This window comes from Neobacillus sp. S1227, assembly GCF_055385255.1.
This window is the reverse complement of record NZ_AP038276.1, coordinates 1,950,460-1,967,386: the sequence shown is the minus strand read 5'-3', so window position 1 is coordinate 1,967,386 and position 16,927 is coordinate 1,950,460. Positions and strand designations below refer to the sequence as shown.

Annotated in this window: 17 protein-coding genes; 3 read left to right on the top strand and 14 right to left on the bottom strand. The window is 40.1% G+C overall.

All coding sequences use genetic code 11. The annotated features are described in order from the left end of the window. Positions 1–51: 51 nt before the first annotated feature. Positions 52–969 (bottom strand): cytochrome aa3 quinol oxidase subunit II, encoded by a 918-nt coding sequence (qoxA, locus tag ACZ5AE_RS10070; protein ID WP_464571853.1) that lies wholly within the window; start codon positions 967–969, stop codon positions 52–54. Between the two features lie 363 nt (positions 970–1,332). Here qoxA and ACZ5AE_RS10065 point away from each other — a divergent pair, with 363 nt between their 5' ends. After that, positions 1,333–1,476 (top strand): hypothetical protein, encoded by a 144-nt coding sequence (locus ACZ5AE_RS10065; RefSeq protein ID WP_464571851.1) that lies wholly within the window; start codon positions 1,333–1,335, stop codon positions 1,474–1,476. Between the two features lie 293 nt (positions 1,477–1,769). After that, the gene (gene hpaB, locus ACZ5AE_RS10060; RefSeq protein ID WP_464571849.1) at positions 1,770–3,212 is read left to right on the top strand and encodes a 4-hydroxyphenylacetate 3-monooxygenase, oxygenase component; all 1,443 of its coding nucleotides are present in this window, start codon (positions 1,770–1,772) and stop codon (positions 3,210–3,212) included. A 30-nt stretch (positions 3,213–3,242) separates the two neighbouring features. On the opposite strand, the gene ACZ5AE_RS10055 is transcribed toward hpaB, so the two are convergent. From ACZ5AE_RS10055 to ACZ5AE_RS10045, 3 genes are all read right to left on the bottom strand, one after another. Beyond that, positions 3,243–4,040: an ABC transporter ATP-binding protein gene (locus ACZ5AE_RS10055; protein ID WP_464571847.1), complete on the bottom strand. Its 798-nt coding sequence runs from the start codon at positions 4,038–4,040 to the stop codon at positions 3,243–3,245. Positions 4,041–4,348: 308 nt separating this feature from the next. Continuing rightward, positions 4,349–4,873 (bottom strand): HXXEE domain-containing protein, encoded by a 525-nt coding sequence (locus tag ACZ5AE_RS10050; protein ID WP_464571845.1) that lies wholly within the window; start codon positions 4,871–4,873, stop codon positions 4,349–4,351. Positions 4,874–5,026: 153 nt separating this feature from the next. Continuing rightward, positions 5,027–5,494 (bottom strand): flavin reductase family protein, encoded by a 468-nt coding sequence (locus ACZ5AE_RS10045; protein WP_464571843.1) that lies wholly within the window; start codon positions 5,492–5,494, stop codon positions 5,027–5,029. A gap of 197 nt (positions 5,495–5,691) precedes the next feature. Here ACZ5AE_RS10045 and ACZ5AE_RS10040 point away from each other — a divergent pair, with 197 nt between their 5' ends. After that, positions 5,692–6,249 carry a GNAT family N-acetyltransferase gene (locus tag ACZ5AE_RS10040; RefSeq protein ID WP_464571841.1) on the top strand — a complete coding sequence of 186 codons (558 nt, stop codon included), beginning with the start codon at positions 5,692–5,694 and terminating at the stop codon, positions 6,247–6,249. Positions 6,250–6,260: 11 nt separating this feature from the next. Here ACZ5AE_RS10040 and ACZ5AE_RS10035 read toward each other — a convergent pair whose 3' ends face one another. From ACZ5AE_RS10035 to recA, 10 genes are all read right to left on the bottom strand, one after another. Next, entirely contained in the window at positions 6,261–6,461 is a 201-nt protein-coding gene (locus ACZ5AE_RS10035; protein ID WP_464571839.1) for a hypothetical protein, read from the bottom strand. A 109-nt stretch (positions 6,462–6,570) separates the two neighbouring features. Beyond that, complete coding sequence (locus tag ACZ5AE_RS10030; protein WP_464571837.1) at positions 6,571–7,116, bottom strand: outer spore coat protein CotE; 546 nt, start codon at positions 7,114–7,116, stop codon at positions 6,571–6,573. A gap of 215 nt (positions 7,117–7,331) precedes the next feature. Continuing rightward, positions 7,332–7,787 (bottom strand): YlbF/YmcA family competence regulator, encoded by a 456-nt coding sequence (locus ACZ5AE_RS10025; RefSeq protein WP_464571835.1) that lies wholly within the window; start codon positions 7,785–7,787, stop codon positions 7,332–7,334. A gap of 1 nt (position 7,788) precedes the next feature. After that, positions 7,789–9,333, bottom strand: coding sequence for a tRNA (N6-isopentenyl adenosine(37)-C2)-methylthiotransferase MiaB (gene miaB, locus ACZ5AE_RS10020; RefSeq protein ID WP_464571833.1), 1,545 nt, complete (start codon positions 9,331–9,333; stop codon positions 7,789–7,791). A 209-nt stretch (positions 9,334–9,542) separates the two neighbouring features. After that, positions 9,543–10,409 carry a 2-oxoacid:ferredoxin oxidoreductase subunit beta gene (locus ACZ5AE_RS10015; RefSeq protein ID WP_464571831.1) on the bottom strand — a complete coding sequence of 289 codons (867 nt, stop codon included), beginning with the start codon at positions 10,407–10,409 and terminating at the stop codon, positions 9,543–9,545. After that, a complete protein-coding gene (locus ACZ5AE_RS10010; protein ID WP_464571829.1) occupies positions 10,410–12,146 on the bottom strand; it encodes a 2-oxoacid:acceptor oxidoreductase subunit alpha in 1,737 nt (578 codons plus the stop codon). It lies immediately after the preceding gene. A gap of 484 nt (positions 12,147–12,630) precedes the next feature. Then, a complete protein-coding gene (spoVS, locus tag ACZ5AE_RS10005) occupies positions 12,631–12,891 on the bottom strand; it encodes a stage V sporulation protein SpoVS (protein ID WP_038541258.1) in 261 nt (86 codons plus the stop codon). 261 nt (positions 12,892–13,152) lie between these two features. Continuing rightward, the gene (locus ACZ5AE_RS10000) at positions 13,153–13,950 is read right to left on the bottom strand and encodes a TIGR00282 family metallophosphoesterase (RefSeq protein WP_464571827.1); all 798 of its coding nucleotides are present in this window, start codon (positions 13,948–13,950) and stop codon (positions 13,153–13,155) included. An 89-nt stretch (positions 13,951–14,039) separates the two neighbouring features. Beyond that, positions 14,040–15,599 (bottom strand): ribonuclease Y, encoded by a 1,560-nt coding sequence (rny, locus tag ACZ5AE_RS09995; RefSeq protein ID WP_464571825.1) that lies wholly within the window; start codon positions 15,597–15,599, stop codon positions 14,040–14,042. Between the two features lie 327 nt (positions 15,600–15,926). Next, positions 15,927–16,793 carry a recombinase RecA gene (recA, locus tag ACZ5AE_RS09990; RefSeq protein ID WP_464571823.1) on the bottom strand — a complete coding sequence of 289 codons (867 nt, stop codon included), beginning with the start codon at positions 16,791–16,793 and terminating at the stop codon, positions 15,927–15,929. Positions 16,794–16,927 lie beyond the last annotated feature (134 nt).

Sequence of the window (16,927 nt, the reverse complement as noted above, 5' to 3'; positions counted from 1 at the left end):
CTTTCGAGAGATTAATTTTTTCAATAATTCGGTTCATTAACTCTTTAACAATTACTCATGATTTTGGTGGTCTGACATATCCATATCCATATCCATTTTTGAGTGATCAGTTTGACCTTCTTCTGGTTTTGCAGATGGACTATGTTCGTGTTCTGGTGCTGGACTAAATTTTAAATGCGTCCCTGTGAATGTCATTTGTCCAAGATGGCCTGGTTTTAATAACTCATCAAACTTTTTCTCTGATAAAGGTTTTGCCGTTTTCTTTACGTCTTTTACCCATTTATCGAAATCTTTTTCAGACATTGCTGTAACATTAAATGTATTTTCAGCCGTTCCTTTACCACTAAAGTTGGCGTTACGGCCCATCATTTCACCCGGTTCATCTGCAGCTAAGTGCAGTGTCGTCACCATATCGGACATGGCGTATTTTTGACCGCCAAGTTGTGGAATCCAGAAGCTGGTGATTGGTCCGTAGGAATAAAGCTTAAATTCAATCGGCCGGTCTGTGGGAATATACAAATAGTTAACCGTTTCAATATTTTGTTCCGGATAACTAAAATGCCATTTCCAGTCAGATGAGGATGCATAAATGACTAAAGGATCTTTATCCTGATATTTTATTGGTTTTGCTTCGACAATATTGTTACTTTGAACAGAAACGATTGAAAAATAAGTGACAATGATGACAGGAATACCGACGCAAATTAGCTCAACCCATTTATTTCCTTCAATGTGCGGCGGTTCATAATCTGGGCTTGCCTTTGAGGCACGATACTTAATTAGCACATAAATCAAAATAGCGAAAACTACAATTACAATAAATGACATGATCCCAATGGATAATAAAATATCATGGGCTTGCCTTTCGGCTTGCGGACCTTTAGGATCAAGAACCATAAGCGGTTCACATCCTGTAAGCACTGTGACAATAGTGAGAACAAGCAGTAACAAAGCCGATTTTACTTTCATGCTAGTACCCCTTTCTTTTATTTAAAAAATGTCTTTTTTAAAAAAATTTTTGTTTGTGATTTACATCACATCATTAGTAACTATCTTAATACCAAACATTATTAAAAGACACCCATTCGGAAGATTTGTCACTAAATGTTCAAAAAGAGTTCGACACTTTGTAAAAATAGGATCTATACATTTGCTTTTTTAATATATCTTTATTAATGGTTAGCAGTTAATTTGAGGATTATGGAAAAGTACCCTTAAATTCCCTTCACATTTATGTTACGGTTAAATAGGAAATAAACTGAAAACCTGCAGGTTCTTGCCGCGCTCATCGCTAACGAGCAATTGTCCGGACTGCCCACATTGGCCCAAGCGGTGAAGATAGGAAAAACTGAGTACGTCAAACAATGGAAACCGACTAACAAAAGGATGCAGCTATCCTTTGAATATATGAAACAATTATTGAATGATATTGATGTTGCAATCAATAAAGACGGAAATGGCATACATACGGAGTGACACACCAATTGGATGGAGACAAGGTTGAGGAAATGGAATCTTTTATTTTCTATTATGACGGCGAATAATTTCGAGGTATCTATGTTTAATTCTTTGCCCCTTATTAGTTAAGAGAGTCCTCTTTTCTATCTCTTAATCCGCCTCCTATTTCCTAGTATTAGATAATTAATCAATCAACCTCCATATATACCCAAATTCGTCCAATTGTTTGGATAACCCATGCAGGACAAACACTTTCCCAATAAAATAAATTACAAAACTTTTTAATGCTCCATATTTTAGGGAGTGGTCGTATGGGAGCAATTAACGGAAATGAATATATCGAACGGATGAATCGGTTGAAGAAGGAAATTTGGCTGGATGGAGAACGATTGGAAGGGGATATCTCTGGACACCCTGCATTTAGAGGTCTGATTCAGAGTAAAGCATCATTATATGATTTGCAGTTTGATTTAAACCTGAAAGAAAAGCTAACGTTCTTATCCCCGGAAACGGAAGAGCGGATTGGGCTATCTTATTTACAGCCGCGGACGAAAGAGGATTTAAAAAGAAGGCGAAGTATGTTCGAAATTTGGGCCAGGCATACCAATGGGCTGATGGGTAGAAGTCCGGATTATATGAATTCAGTCATCATGGCCTTTTCCTCCTCTGCCTCTTTTTTGGAAGGGAAAGAGAATTGCTTTCCGGAAAATATTAAGTGCCTTTATGAAAGAGCAAAAAATCAAGATCTTTCATTTACCCACACATTTATAACTCCTCAGGTAAATCGGTCGCAAATCGCCCTGCAAAAATCAAAAGAACCGATTGCCGCCAAGATTGTCGAAAAAAACAAAAACGGGATTGTTATCAGGGGCGCCCGCCTGTTAGCGACTCAAGGCGGCTTAACAGATGAGGTTCTAGTTTATTCAGCAGGAGGTGTAACGAATGATGCAGATGCCTACGCCTTTTCCATTCCTTCCGATACCGCAGGCTTAAGATTTATTTGCCGAGAATCATTCGTCGGCGGCGAGTCATCTTTTGATTATCCGCTCAGCTCGCGCTATGAAGAAATGGATACGATCCTAGTATTTGATAACGTACTGGTCCCTTGGGAGAGAGTCTTTTTTTTCGAGAATGTGGAGGCAGCAAACGAATTTATGGTCCAAAGCTCATTCCATCATCATGCCTACCATCAGGCCATCACCAGACAGGTTGTGAAAAATGAATTTCTATTGGGGCTAGCCGAAACCTTAACGGATACAATAAATGTTAGCGGATATCAGCATATCCAGGAAAAACTTTCTGAAATTATCATTGGGCTGGAAACGATGAAGGCCCTTTTATTAAAGTCTGAAGAAGAGGCAGAACTGGATGATTGGGGTTATATAAGGCCCAACCTCATTCCTCTTAAAGTCGCTAGTAATGTTTTTCCAAGAATCTATCCGAGATTCAGTGAAATTATACAATTAATTGGTGCAAGCGGGATGGTTACCCTGCCTACCGAAAAGGACTTTAATTCCCCTATTAAGACGGATATGGAACTTTATCTGCAAGGCTCTAGAAAAAATGCCGAGGACCGTGTAAAGCTTTTTCGCTTGGCATGGGACCTGACGATGAGCTCATTTGGCACAAGGCAAACCCAGTATGAACGGTACTTCTTCGGAGACCCTGTCCGCTTGTCGAGCGGCTTATATCATACCTACCCAAAGGAAGAATATTGCAAACGAATTAAAAATATGCTTGATTTAAAAGAATAGGATATCCCATTACACGGGATATCCTATTCTTTAACTATTTTGAGGTGTTACCTGCAGCTTCGACAACAATGGCCTTTCATTTTCCCAAGTAACCCGAACCGGCAGATTGAAAAATTGGGTTAGGCTCTCGCTTGATAGCATTTCACCGGTGTCTCCGGATGCAAAAACCTGCCCCTTTTTCAGCAACAAGGTTTTATTGAATACAGGCAGAATTTCTTCAACATGGTGCGTAACATAAATAATGGCTGGTGCATTTGGATTTCTGCCAATTGTCTCGATTGATTCTAATAGTTTCTCACGGGCAATAAAATCCAGTCCGTTCGTAGGCTCATCAAGAATCAGCAAGGACGGGTCAGCCATTAGCGCGCGGGCAATTAACACCCGCTGCTTCTCACCCTGCGATAATGTTTCATAGTTTCGGTTGGCATAATCGATGCAGCCAAGCTCCTCAAGTAACGAAATTGCCTTTCTTCGTATTTCATCTGTCGGGGTTTCATAGAGACCAATGGAAGCGAATGCTCCACTTAGCACCACTTCAAAGGCATTATCCCCCGGGTGAAATTTTTCCTGAAGCGAAGAGGAAACAAAGCCAATTTGCTTGCGCAATTTTTCTGCAAGATAGGTTTTCCCAAACTCCATACCTAAAACATTAATTCTCCCTTTCGTCGGGAAATTGTAGGCGTTCAGCAAATTGAGAATTGCTGTCTTACCAGAACCATTTAAACCGAATAAAACCCAATGCTCCCCTTTTTCTATTTGCCAATTTACATTTTTTAAAATAGACTTCCCGCTCCGTGTGAGCGAAACCTCCTCTAGCTGTAGAATCATTATTTTACTCCCTTTCCGTGAATTCCCTTTATATAATATAGTATCAAAATTTTTGGAAAAATAGAAATATTGCGTGATATCCTCTCTAAAAACAGCAATTATGAACATTCATTGAAACTATTCTATTTATAAGGGTTTCCCCAACTTTACGCCGCATGATTCTGCAAATTTCTTGGTTTCCAATTGCTATATTTGATAACAGATTGAAACAATAATAAAAATTCGCAGATATATTTTCTTAAGCAGAATCCGAGTAATAGAAATTTACCTTTTCTATAAAAAATTTCAAATTTCTCATTGATTTAAAATTATGTTTCCAGTCTTTTCCCCAATATAAGCCCTGCTTGATTAAAGAAAACCACTAAGATGACGCCAACCGGGATGCTAATCCAAATCATTGGCCAATCAATGGCCTCAATTTTTAAGGCAAATTGGTAGAAATATAGACAAAACGGAATTAATAAAATAACGGCAGTGACTACACCAGGTGTATATCTTCTTAGAATGATAGCCTGGCCAATGTGGGTAAATGAATGGATAAACAAAACGGAAACAACTGAAAGAATTCCCATTAAGGTCCAATGCTTTGCTTCCCCGCTCATTGCCAGAATAATAGTCAGCAAAATACCTATATACTCAACTAATACTGCCAAAGCAAAACCGGCTGTGTGCCTTGGAAAAACCCGGATGAAGTAGTTATGGAACCTTTGCGGAAGAACCTTTAGGATATCTATCTCATTTCGCTTCAGCCAGCCTTCCATGACGATGATTTCTTCAAAATCATGGATGATGAAGGCACTTGCGACCGCCCATATAAGAATGGTTAATGTCATCTTCCTCCTCCTCTCACATGAATAACTTAATATTCTAAATCTATGATATCAAAATTCTATATACTTTTGGATAAATTATCCAAAAAATAAAAAACCAACCAATCAAACAGATTTGATTTAAGCTGGCTTAATCCATTTTTTTATTCTTATATTCTACTCTGCTAAAGATCTATATTTCCCGCTAAAGTAAATAAGCGGTTCGGCGTTTGATTCTTCAACGGAAATTTCAATTACCCTGCCTATAAATAGTGTATGGTCCCCTTCTACATGTGCAGCTGTTACTTCACATGCAACCTGCGCCAGTGCCCCGGCTATAACAGGCACGCCTGCAAGCCGTTCAAATGTCACTTCCCGATGCTCCTTCAGCTGTCCGGCGAAAATCATCGACAGCTCCTGCTGTTCAGCTGATAGGATATTGACTGAAAATGTGTTGCTTTTTTTTATTTTTTCAAGCATTTGTGCCTTTTCTGCAACTGAGATGACAACAAGTTTGGGGTTGAGCGATACAGACATAAACGCATTCGCCGTCATCCCGTGAGCCTTGCCATCCAACTCTGTTGCCACCACTGTTACCCCTGTTGCAAACTTCCCCATTGTATTTCGAAATAAACGATCATCCATTTTTGTACCTCCTAAAACATCTTAATTAAAACTATTGTAAGACAGCCATTATTAATGAATAGCTATTATTAGCTTACCAGAACTTCACTGAAAATTATCACATTTTTTAAAATTTTCCAAACGTAATTATATTCCTTTCTTTTTTACAACACTCAATATAAACTGATAGATGAACAAGTTTTATCCGAGGTGAATCTGTGAACTTTCCAATCCTTGAAACCAAAAGATTACAATTAATAAAACTCACCCATCGCCATGTCGACAGTTTGTTTGAAATATTTTCGCGAGATGAAGTAACGAGGTTCTATGGAACCGAACGGTTTACCCTCCCTGCCGAGGCCATGAAATTAATTGATTTGTTTCAAAAGAATTATCAAGAAAAACGGGGAATCCGCTGGGGAATTAAGCTGAAGGAAAATCAGAGGATTATTGGAACCATCGGTCTTAATAGCCTGCAATTGAAAAACAAACGGGCCGAAATTGGCTATGAGCTTCATCCTGCCTATTGGAGAAAAGGGTATGCGACTGAAGCCATTAAAGAGGTATTACAGTTTAGTTTCACGCAAATGGATTTGTATCGGATCGGGGCCATCGTCTATCCGGAAAATGCAGCGTCAATTAACCTGCTGCAGAAAATGAACTTTACTAAAGAGGGCATTTTGCGGGGCTACATGCATCAAAATAATCATATTCATGATACATATGTATTATCGATATTGAAACCGGAATGGGAAAAAAGCCAGGAAAATAGGTAACCTGGCTCTTTTTATTCTTCAAAGTAATCTTTAAATTCTTTCGGATCCTTAGCATCGTCATTATGATAGTAAGGATTATTTTCGGTAACGTTCTTTGGGTCCAGGTTTGTATTAATCACTAACATTGGTCCAGACGGACTTTCCGCAATGATTCGGTCATTTAACTTATCAAAATCAGGCATATTGCCATTTCCCGGTTGTTTCGGTTCCAAGTGATTTCCACCTCCTAGAAATTAGCATGCTGATTTTAACTGGTAAACATGCATTCAAATAACTCTCGAAAAAAAGAAAAACTAGGAAGCAAAAACCTCCTAGTTAAAGTTATTCTTCTTCGCCACCTACTAAGAAATCCGGACTTAATTCTTCGAATTCCTCGTCATCAACATCCATACCCCATTCATCATCATTGTCTCTGCATCCTTCAGGATTTACGCGGACACAAACCTTGGTTTCGCCAATAACTTCAACCAAGAACTCCCTTTCGACATGAACGATGATTTTGTTGCCATTTGGGGAGATGACGGCTTCACAGGTGTTTGGCTGCTGCAGTACTTTTGCTACAATTTCGCTGTCGTCCATGCAGTCATGGTCACGGTATTTTAGCTTGATGACATCGGTGTATTGAACCCGTTCTGTAACCACTTCTGTTCTGGTGTTATCGTTAAAGGAGTACCATACATTGATGTCATAAGTGCCGTGTATCTCAACTGTTTTACCAACTTTTTTCGCGTTATATTTATGGTTGATAACCCAACAGCCAAGAACGCTGGATGGATTGTGTGCCGGGCTAATCGTATGATTGGACTTTGTAAACTTCCGTCCTTTCGCTACTACGGCCTTCGCAAATATCTCTCTATATTCTCCCATTTTGCGCGAACCCTCCTCATTCAGTTTCATTTCATCCTATGCGAATGTCTATACTAGTGTGATATCTAAATCTGCGAATACTGGATAAAAGTTTAGTCATGATTCATCTTATGCGGGATGTCTAGGTGTGTGCCTTAAGGGGGTAGTCTTTTGCGGGAGGAATCCATATTTGAAAAAAAAATAAGCCAGACTTCAGAAAGTCTGGCTTACATTTTTTAATGCTCATGATCGCAATCATCATGTCCTGCACAAGCTCCGCCGCCATTTTTCATACTGGCACCGGTTTCCCCAAGCAGCACATCACCGCCTGTTGAAATAATGATTTCATCTGTGACGGTATTTGAAATTGTTGTCGCAATTAACTGAAGCAATTCATTTACTTCAATTTGTGATTCCTTAAAATCTTGAACAACCGGAATGTCGTCCAGCTCTTGTTCGATTGTAGCGATTTTGGCTTCAACCTTTTTCAATGCTTCCGGTTTGCCATAATGCTGCAGATTTACAGCTTGCTTTTGCAATCCCTTTATATCAGCAATTAATGTTTTTACCTTTTGATTATCATGAATTTGCGCTTCTGCCCGTTTAAAGAAGTCCACTTCCTGGGTATCTGCAATCATGCGAGCCAATTCTTTTGCACGAGCGACGATATCGTCTTTTGTATACTTCGCCACTTTAGTTCACCTCTGCTGGTTCTAGTTCTTCCACCATTTCTCCGTTTAATGACCATGTTTTTGCTTCATTAATTTTTACTTTTACAATTTTGCCAATCGCCGACTTAGGGCCAATAAAGTTGACTAATTTATTCTTACTTGTATAACCGGCAAGGACATCCGGATTGTTTTTACTTTCGCCATCCACAAGTACCTCGACAATTTGGCCCTGATATTTTTTCATAGCTTCTGCAGAAAGCTCGTTTACAAGGTTGTTTAAACGCTGCAAACGTTCCTTCTTTACTTCCATTGGGACGTTATCCTCCATCTTAGCTGCTGGAGTGCCTTCACGTGGAGAGTAAATAAATGTATAAGCAATTTCAAAACCTACTTCTCGGTAAAGTGACATTGTTTCTTCAAATTGTTCGTCGGTCTCGTTTGGATATCCGACAATAATATCTGTTGACAATGCAACATCCGGAATAGCGGCTTTGATTTTTCTAACTAGCTCTAAATATTGTTCTCTTGTATACTTACGAGCCATAATTTTCAATACATCAGTTGAGCCTGATTGTACTGGCAAGTGAATATGATTCATCAAATTGCCGCCCTTTGCTAGTACTTCAATCAAATGATCATCAAAGTCGCGCGGGTGGCTTGTTGTGAAACGAACTCTTGGAATATCAATTTTACGGATTTCATCCATCAAGTCCCCAAGTCCATATTTCATATCCTCAAAGTCTTTTCCGTAAGCATTTACGTTTTGCCCAAGTAAGGTGATTTCCTTATAGCCCTGTGCTGCTAACTGGCGCACTTCCTGGATAATTTCGTCTGGACGACGGCTGCGTTCTTTACCACGTGTAAACGGAACGATACAATACGTACAGAACTTGTCACAGCCGTACATAATGTTCACCCATGCCTTGATATTGCCGCGGCGTTCCTTAGGAAGGTTTTCAATTACGTCGCCTTCCTTGGACCATACTTCCACAACCATTTCCTTAGACATATACGCTTCATGAAGGATATTAGGCAGTCTGTGAATATTATGGGTACCAAAAATCATATCAACATGCTGATATGTTTTTAGAATTTTATTAACCACTGACTCTTCCTGTGACATACAGCCGCAGACACCCAATAGCAGGTCCGGTTTTTCCATTTTTAAAGCTTTAAGGTGACCAAGCTCTCCGAATACTTTATTCTCCGCATTTTCGCGAATTGCACAAGTATTTAATAGAATGACATTGGCATCCTCAGTACGGTCAGTTGGCTCATAACCTAAAGCTAAAAAGATCCCTGACATTACTTCTGTATCGTGTTCGTTCATTTGGCATCCGTAAGTTCGAATATAAAACTTACGGCCCTTACCCATTCCGCGAAATTCTTCTGGAATAGTAAAATCATTTTGGTACTTTACTTCTTCTTTACCACGTTTTTTTGCGTCTTTTAAAGAAGGTCCGGTAATGACTTTTTCGAAGTATTTGCTGTAATCCTTGGCGGATTTTTTGTCCGAAGAATTAGCAGCGTTTACTTGCTGACCTTCTAATCGTTGCTTTTCGTTCATGTGGTTTAAACCCCTTTCTTTAAAAAAATTACTTCTATTATTATTAAGAATGCTAATTTTTTACTGTGCATAGAATTAACCGTTAATCTGCACATTATAATAGTATAAAGGTTTACGAACCTGAAAACAATAGAAAATCTAGGCTTGCTCTCGACAATCACACTCTAAAAAAAAAATCCCGAGGGAGTGCCTCGGGATTTTCATCACCATTACATGAATTCAGCAACTAATTTATCAAAATAATTTTGATCAAGCTCAAGGTCTGCTTGAGTTAACGGAGTTTCTTTATAGCCATGAACTAATTCTTGGTAAGATTTTTGCTCCGCATTTTGATAAATTAGACCAGTTACTAAGCCTTTATGCTGCATTAATGTTTGCATCGCAGCTTCGCGGTTATGTGGATCATAACCCTCGATATCGCTTAGCTTAGTAAGATTTTCTTTGAACCAGTCATAAGTGTTTACTTTATTATAAGTTACACATGGGCTGAATACGTTGATTAAAGAGAAGCCCTTGTGATTAATACCAGCTTCAATTAACGCAGTCAAATCTTTCAAATCTGTTGAGAAGCTTTGAGCAACAAATGTTGCGCCCACAGTTAGTGCCATTTCCATTGGGGAAATCGCTTGTTCGATGGAACCTGCTGGTGTTGACTTTGTTTTAAAGCCAGCAGCTGAGCGCGGAGAAGTTTGACCTTTTGTTAAACCGTAAATTTGGTTGTCCATAACGATATACGTAACGTCAATGTTACGACGGATTGCATGAATAGTATGACCCATACCGATCGCAAAGCCGTCACCGTCACCGCCTGAAGCAATAACCGTTAAATCGCGGTTAGCCATCTTAACGCCTTGTGCAATTGGCAGTGAACGGCCATGGATTCCATGGAATCCGTATGAATTGATATAACCTGAAATACGACCAGAACAGCCGATACCGGAAATAACCGCTAGATTTTCAGGTTCTAAACCAACGTTTGCAGCAGCACGTTGAATTGCCGCTTGTACAGAGAAGTCGCCACAGCCAGGGCACCAGTTCGGTTTTACATCATTTCTAAAGTCTTTAAAAGTGGCCATTTAGAACAACTCCTTTGCTTTTGTGTAAACTTCGTGAGGCAAGAATGGATTACCATCATATTTAACATGCTTTACAATCTTGTCTGCATGTCCAACGTTCATTTTTATAATATTAGCCAATTGGCCAGTTGCGTTATTTTCTAATACGACAACCTTCTTCGCTGATTGGATAAGCGGAAGAACCTCATCAGTTGGGAATGGGTGAATTAAGCGAATATGAGCATGGTTCACTTTTAAACCATCATTTTCAAGACGACCCATTGCTTCTTCAATAACACCGCGAGTGGAGTTAAAACCAACGAATAATACATCAGCTTCTTCATGCTTCACATTTTTATAAACTGGTGTATTAAAGCGAATATTTTCTAATTTACGCATACGCTTATCCATTTGTGCCAAGCGGTTTGCTGCTGATTCAGATGGTTTACCAGTTTCAGCGTGTTCAACACCTGTTACATGGTGAATACCATTTTTCATACCAGGGATGACACGAGGTGAAACTCCATCTTCCGTTACTTCATAACGTTTGAAGTAGCCTTTTGCACCAATCTCCGGAAGATCGCCTGATAACAACTTACCACGACGAATTTCAACTTTTTCAACGTTTAATGGTTCTACAGTTTGCTTACCTAAAGATAATTGCAGGTCAGATAATATAATTACCGGAACTTGATATTCTTCAGCAAGGTTGAAAGCTTCTGCTGTATCATAGAAAGCTTCTTCTACTGTACTTGGAGCCATAACGATTTTTGGAATCTCTCCATGGGTTCCGTAAATCATTGCCATAAGGTCTGATTGTTCTTGTTTTGTTGGCAATCCTGTTGAAGGACCCCCGCGCTGTGTATCAACGATAACTAACGGTACTTCGGTCATACCTGCAAGACCGATTGCTTCCATTTTCAAAGAAAGGCCCGGTCCTGCAGAGGCAGTAATCGTACGAACACCAGCATAGTTAGCACCAATAGCCATTGTAGCTGCAGCAATTTCGTCTTCTGTTTGAATAACTGTTCCACCAAGTGCAGGAAGCTTCTTAATTAAGTATTCCATAATCTCAGAAGCAGGTGTAATAGGGTATGCAGCCATAAAACGACAACCGCCTGCAATAGCACCAAGAGCAATGGCATCGTTACCAATCATAAACATGCGCTTTTTGCCGTCAGCTTTTTCAAGATGCATAGGCTCGATGTCTTGTCCAAGCTTATCTTTCATATTGTCATAGCCAGCTTTAATGGCATCCATATTCTTTGCAACTACTTGGTCGCCTTTTTTGCCAAAAATTTCACGTACAACTTCCTCAAAGACTTGGATATCCAAATCTAAAACGGCCGCTGTAGCACCAATTGCTACCATGTTCTTCATTAATGAAGTACCAAGCTCTGTTGCAATTTCCGTAAATGGAACTACAAATAAAGAAGCTTCTGTATCTTCAGGTTTAGTTGGACCGAATTTAGCATCAGCAAGGATTAGTCCTTTGCTGTGAAGTTCTTTGTAGTTTACATCAATTGTTTCTTGGTCAAAAGCGACTAGGATATCAAGATCATCAGAAATCGAACGAACTTCTGTCGTGCTTACTCTGATTTTATTATTCGTATGGCCGCCCTTAATACGTGATGAAAAGTGACGATAACCATACAGGTAATAACCTAAGCGATTCAGTGCGATTGCAAAGATTTCACCGGTACTCTCAATACCTTCACCTTGTTGTCCGCCAACTTTCCATGAAAGTTGCTTAATCATGACTTACACCCCTTTGGATATGTAAAAGATAATTAAATAAAATCATGTAGATTATAGCACATTTCCGAGTAAACCACTAGAAATTATTATTTTTAGTACTTTAAAGCCCAAAAACTAGAGTCACGGAGATATACTAAACGCTTACAATTCTAGACCTATAAAGTAAAAAATGCAACCCTTTGGCTCGAAATAATGTCGAAAAGATGAATATTTTTTTATTATTTTAAATTACTTGATTTACCTTAAAAAATACTGAGAATATAAGGGCAATTACAGTATCTTTAAACAGGTTTGCTCATTTTTCTGCATTTAGGGTTATGCTCCATTATTCCATTTCCACAACATTCTCTCATATATCAGAATAGTATTCTTAAATTATGGTAAGCAAACAAATGATTTCCCTAAACGAGAACACAAAAATACCTGCTTGTATAAAACAACCAGGCAGATAAAACCTTAAATTTTTTATACCCGCGGCTTTTTTCTACCGCGGTTCTACAATTAACTTTATAGCTGTGCGTTCTTCCCCATCGATTAAAATATCGGTAAACGCAGGGACACAAATCAAGTCAACTCCGCTAGGCGCTACAAATCCTCTTGCAATGGCTACTGCCTTAACGGCTTGATTTAATGCACCCGCACCTATTGCCTGTATTTCTGCTGCACCTCTTTCACGCAGAACTCCGGCAAGTGCACCAGCTACAGAATTAGGATTAGATTTTGCTGAAACCTTTAATATTTCCATTCCTAGCTCCCCCTTGTAATAATCCCGATCCCGCATGAGCAGTTTCATGAATCAATCAGGTATAAAACATTCCACTGCTACTATATTCACGAATCAAATAACATATTCCAGCTTGGACAAAATTAATCGAAAAGCGAAGCCTTGACCAGGCGCTCCTCCTAAAAGCTATCGCTTTCAGTCGTGCGCTTATGCTGACGAAGCCTTCCTTGTGGAGCTAGACAGTATTCAAAATACAAAAAGAGCAAACGAGAGTGTTTGCTCCTAGGAATACCACGGATGGTCATCATTAATTAAGATTGGTTCAATTTTTTTGGCAAGACCTGTTTTTTGGTCCAGGTCAATATGGACTGCACTTAATTGATTTCTCCCGCCATTTGGGACTTCGAATCGAACTGGCAGGCTTGTTAGAAACCGCTTCAGGACCGCTTCCTTTTCTACGCCCAGAATGCCGTCATACGGGCCCGTCATGCCTACATCAGTTAAATAGGCCGTTCCCCCTGAAAGAATGCGGTTATCGGCTGTTTGAACATGTGTGTGGGTCCCTATAACAGCTGATACCCTTCCGTCCAAATACCAGCCCATTGCCTGCTTTTCACTTGTCACTTCAGCGTGAAAGTCAACAAAAATGAATGGCGTTCGTGTCCGTGCCAGTTCAACGAGCTCATCTGCCTTTTGAAATGGGCAATCAATTGGATTCATAAATGTCCTTCCTTGTAAATTAATGACTGCCACTTCAAAGCTGTTTATTTTTAAAAAAATAATCCCTTTGCCAGGCGTGTTCTTCGGAAAATTTGCGGGGCGGACTAAATATTTGGCTTGATCGATAAATTCAAATATTTCACGATTATCCCATGCATGATTTCCTAATGTCACCGCCTGTGCACCCTGCTCTAAAAATTGCCGGTAAATTTTTTCCGTAATTCCCTTACCGCCTGCCGCATTTTCGCCATTAATAATCGTTATTTGCGGACGATATTTTTCTTTTAATCTTGGCAGATATTCTTTTACCATATCCCTGCCTGGAGAACCGACGACATCGCCGATAAAAAGTATGTTCATGCTCTTGCCCTTTCGTAAATAAAATGTGTTAATTAGAAGTTTAGCATATTTTTTAATGCAAAAAAATAAAGCGATGCAAAAGCACCGCTTTATTTTGCGTATTCAACAGCCCGTGTTTCACGGATAACTGTTACTTTAATATGACCTGGATAGTCAAGCTCTTCCTCAATCCGCTTCCGGATATCCCGTGCCAGGCGGTGTGCAGCCAAATCATCGATTGCATCCGGTCTGACGATAATCCGAACCTCGCGGCCTGCTTGGATAGCGAAGGATTTCTCAACACCTTCATAAGACTCGGAAATCTCCTCAAGCTTTTCAAGTCGGCGGATGTAGTTTTCGAGAGTTTCACTTCGTGCACCTGGTCTAGCGGCTGACAAGGCATCAGCTGCTGCAACTAGGACCGCAATAGTCGATGTTGGTGCGGTATCGCCGTGGTGTGATGCAATACTGTTGATGACTACTGGATGTTCTTTGTACTTAGTTGCAAGCTCTACACCAATTTCGACATGGCTTCCTTCCACTTCATGGTCAATTGCTTTCCCAATATCGTGGAGAAGTCCAGCACGTCTTGCCAGTGTTTCATCCTGTCCAAGTTCTGCGGCTAATAGTCCCGAAAGCTGAGCAACTTCCATTGAGTGTTTTAACACGTTTTGACCGTAGCTTGTACGGAACTTTAGACGGCCAAGAATCTTGATCAGGTCAGGATGAAGCCCATGAACACCGACTTCAAAGGTGGTCTGTTCGCCAACTTCGCGGATATACTCATCCACCTCGCGGCGTGATTTCTCAACCATTTCCTCAATCCGGGCTGGATGGATGCGTCCGTCTTGAACAAGCTTTTCAAGCGCCAAGCGAGCGGTTTCCCGACGAATAGGATCAAAGCCTGATAGAATGACAGCTTCAGGTGTATCATCAATGATTAAATCAATACCTGTTAACGTTTCAAGGGTACGAATATTGCGTCCTTCACGTCCAATGATACGGCCCTTCATTTCGTCGTTTGGAAGGTTTACGACTGAGACAGTTGTTTCCGCTACATGGTCAGCTGCGCAACGTTGGATAGCCAAGGAAAGTATTTCTTTTGCTTTCTTGTCAGCTTCCTCTTTTGCACGATTTTCGCTTTCCTTAATCATCATCGCGGTTTCATAAGCGAGTTCCTTCTCAGTCCGATCTATAATGATCGACTTCGCTTCCTCACGAGTTAAGCCAGAAATTCGTTCGAGTTCTAATTGCTGCGTACGTACCAACTCGTCCACTTTGCTTTCCATCTCTTCAATATGCTGTTGTCTTTGATTTAGAGAATCATCCTTCTTTTCTAGAAGAACTTCACGCTTGTTTAACGTTTCATCCTTCCTGTCTAAATTCTCTTCTCTTTGCAGTAAACGGTTTTCTTGTTTTTGCAGTTCATTTCTTCGTTCACGAACCTCACGTTCTGCTTCAGTACGAAGCTTGTGAATTTCATCCTTTGCCTCTAACAGGGCTTCTTTCTTTAAAGATTCAGCATCACGTTTTGCATCCTCTAAGATTTGCTCTGCAGCATTTTTAGCTCCTGCTATTTTTGCCTCAGCAATGGATCTACGAATAAAATAGCCAACAACGGCACCGACGATAAGGCCAAGCAAAATGGAGATGATAGTAATTAAATCCAATCGTTACACCTCCTCTTGCTATGAACTTTTCTTACATTTTTTAAGTGTCGGCATGTACATTGTTTAGACTCAACATACAGCAAGCACTAAGGCTTTTTCTCAATGTAATATTTCCAAAAATGTAAAATATACATGTTAATTGTAAATGTGGTGCCAATCATTGTCAAGGTTTAGTCCAATTGGCATTTTGAAATATTTCGAATTTAATATGACAGGACTGGGAAATGGGCTATTTTCACAGAAGTATTTTTATGTATATCTCTGTATAAAAATACATTTCGTTTTAAAAAGAGCAAAACCTTAGGTAAAAGGCTTTGCTCTTTAAAATTAATCTAGCAGCTCAATTTGATCATCGTCATCCGCTTCAGTGACAGTTTTTTCACCATCCAACCCGTAGTGTTCACGGATTTTGGTTTGGATATCAAGGCGAATATCAGGATTTTCCTTTAGGAACATTTTTGCATTTTCCCGTCCCTGTCCGATTCTTTGATCGCTATAGGAATACCAGGAACCACTTTTTTGGACAATTTCTAGTTCCGAACCCATATCGACGATTTCGCCTTCTTTTGAGATGCCTTCTCCATACATAATATCGACTTCAGCTGTACGGAATGGTGGCGCAACTTTGTTCTTAACAACCTTAATTTTTGTCTTGTTACCGACCATTTCATTGCCTTGCTTTAATGTCTCGGCGCGGCGGACTTCAAGACGAATTGTCGAGTAGAACTTTAGCGCGCGTCCGCCTGGTGTCGTCTCGGGGTTCCCAAACATGACACCCACCTTTTCACGAATTTGGTTTATGAAGACAGCGATCGTTTTAGATTTATTGATTGCACCTGATAGTTTACGAAGTGCTTGAGACATCAAACGAGCTTGTAAACCTACGTGCGAGTCTCCCATTTCGCCTTCGATTTCAGCTTTTGGAACAAGGGCTGCTACCGAGTCGACTACGATGATATCAACTGCACCGCTTCGTACCAATGCTTCTGCGATTTCAAGTGCTTGTTCACCAGTATCTGGCTGGGATAATAATAGTTCATCAATGTTTACACCTAGTTTTTGGGCATAAGTTGGGTCCAGGGCATGCTCAGCATCGATAAACGCTGCTTGTCCGCCTTTTGCCTGCACTTCTGCGATTGCGTGTAGGGCTACGGTTGTTTTACCAGATGATTCGGGCAGTATTGTTATACACAAGGCTTTTTATCCTTGCTTCTGGAGGTCACCCTCATCATTACACGCTCTGGTTGACGTATAACTACAGCTGGTCAATTCCAGCTCAGCTCAGCGTACATATTCTCCCTCAGCTAATTCTGTTAGGGAAGGGACAC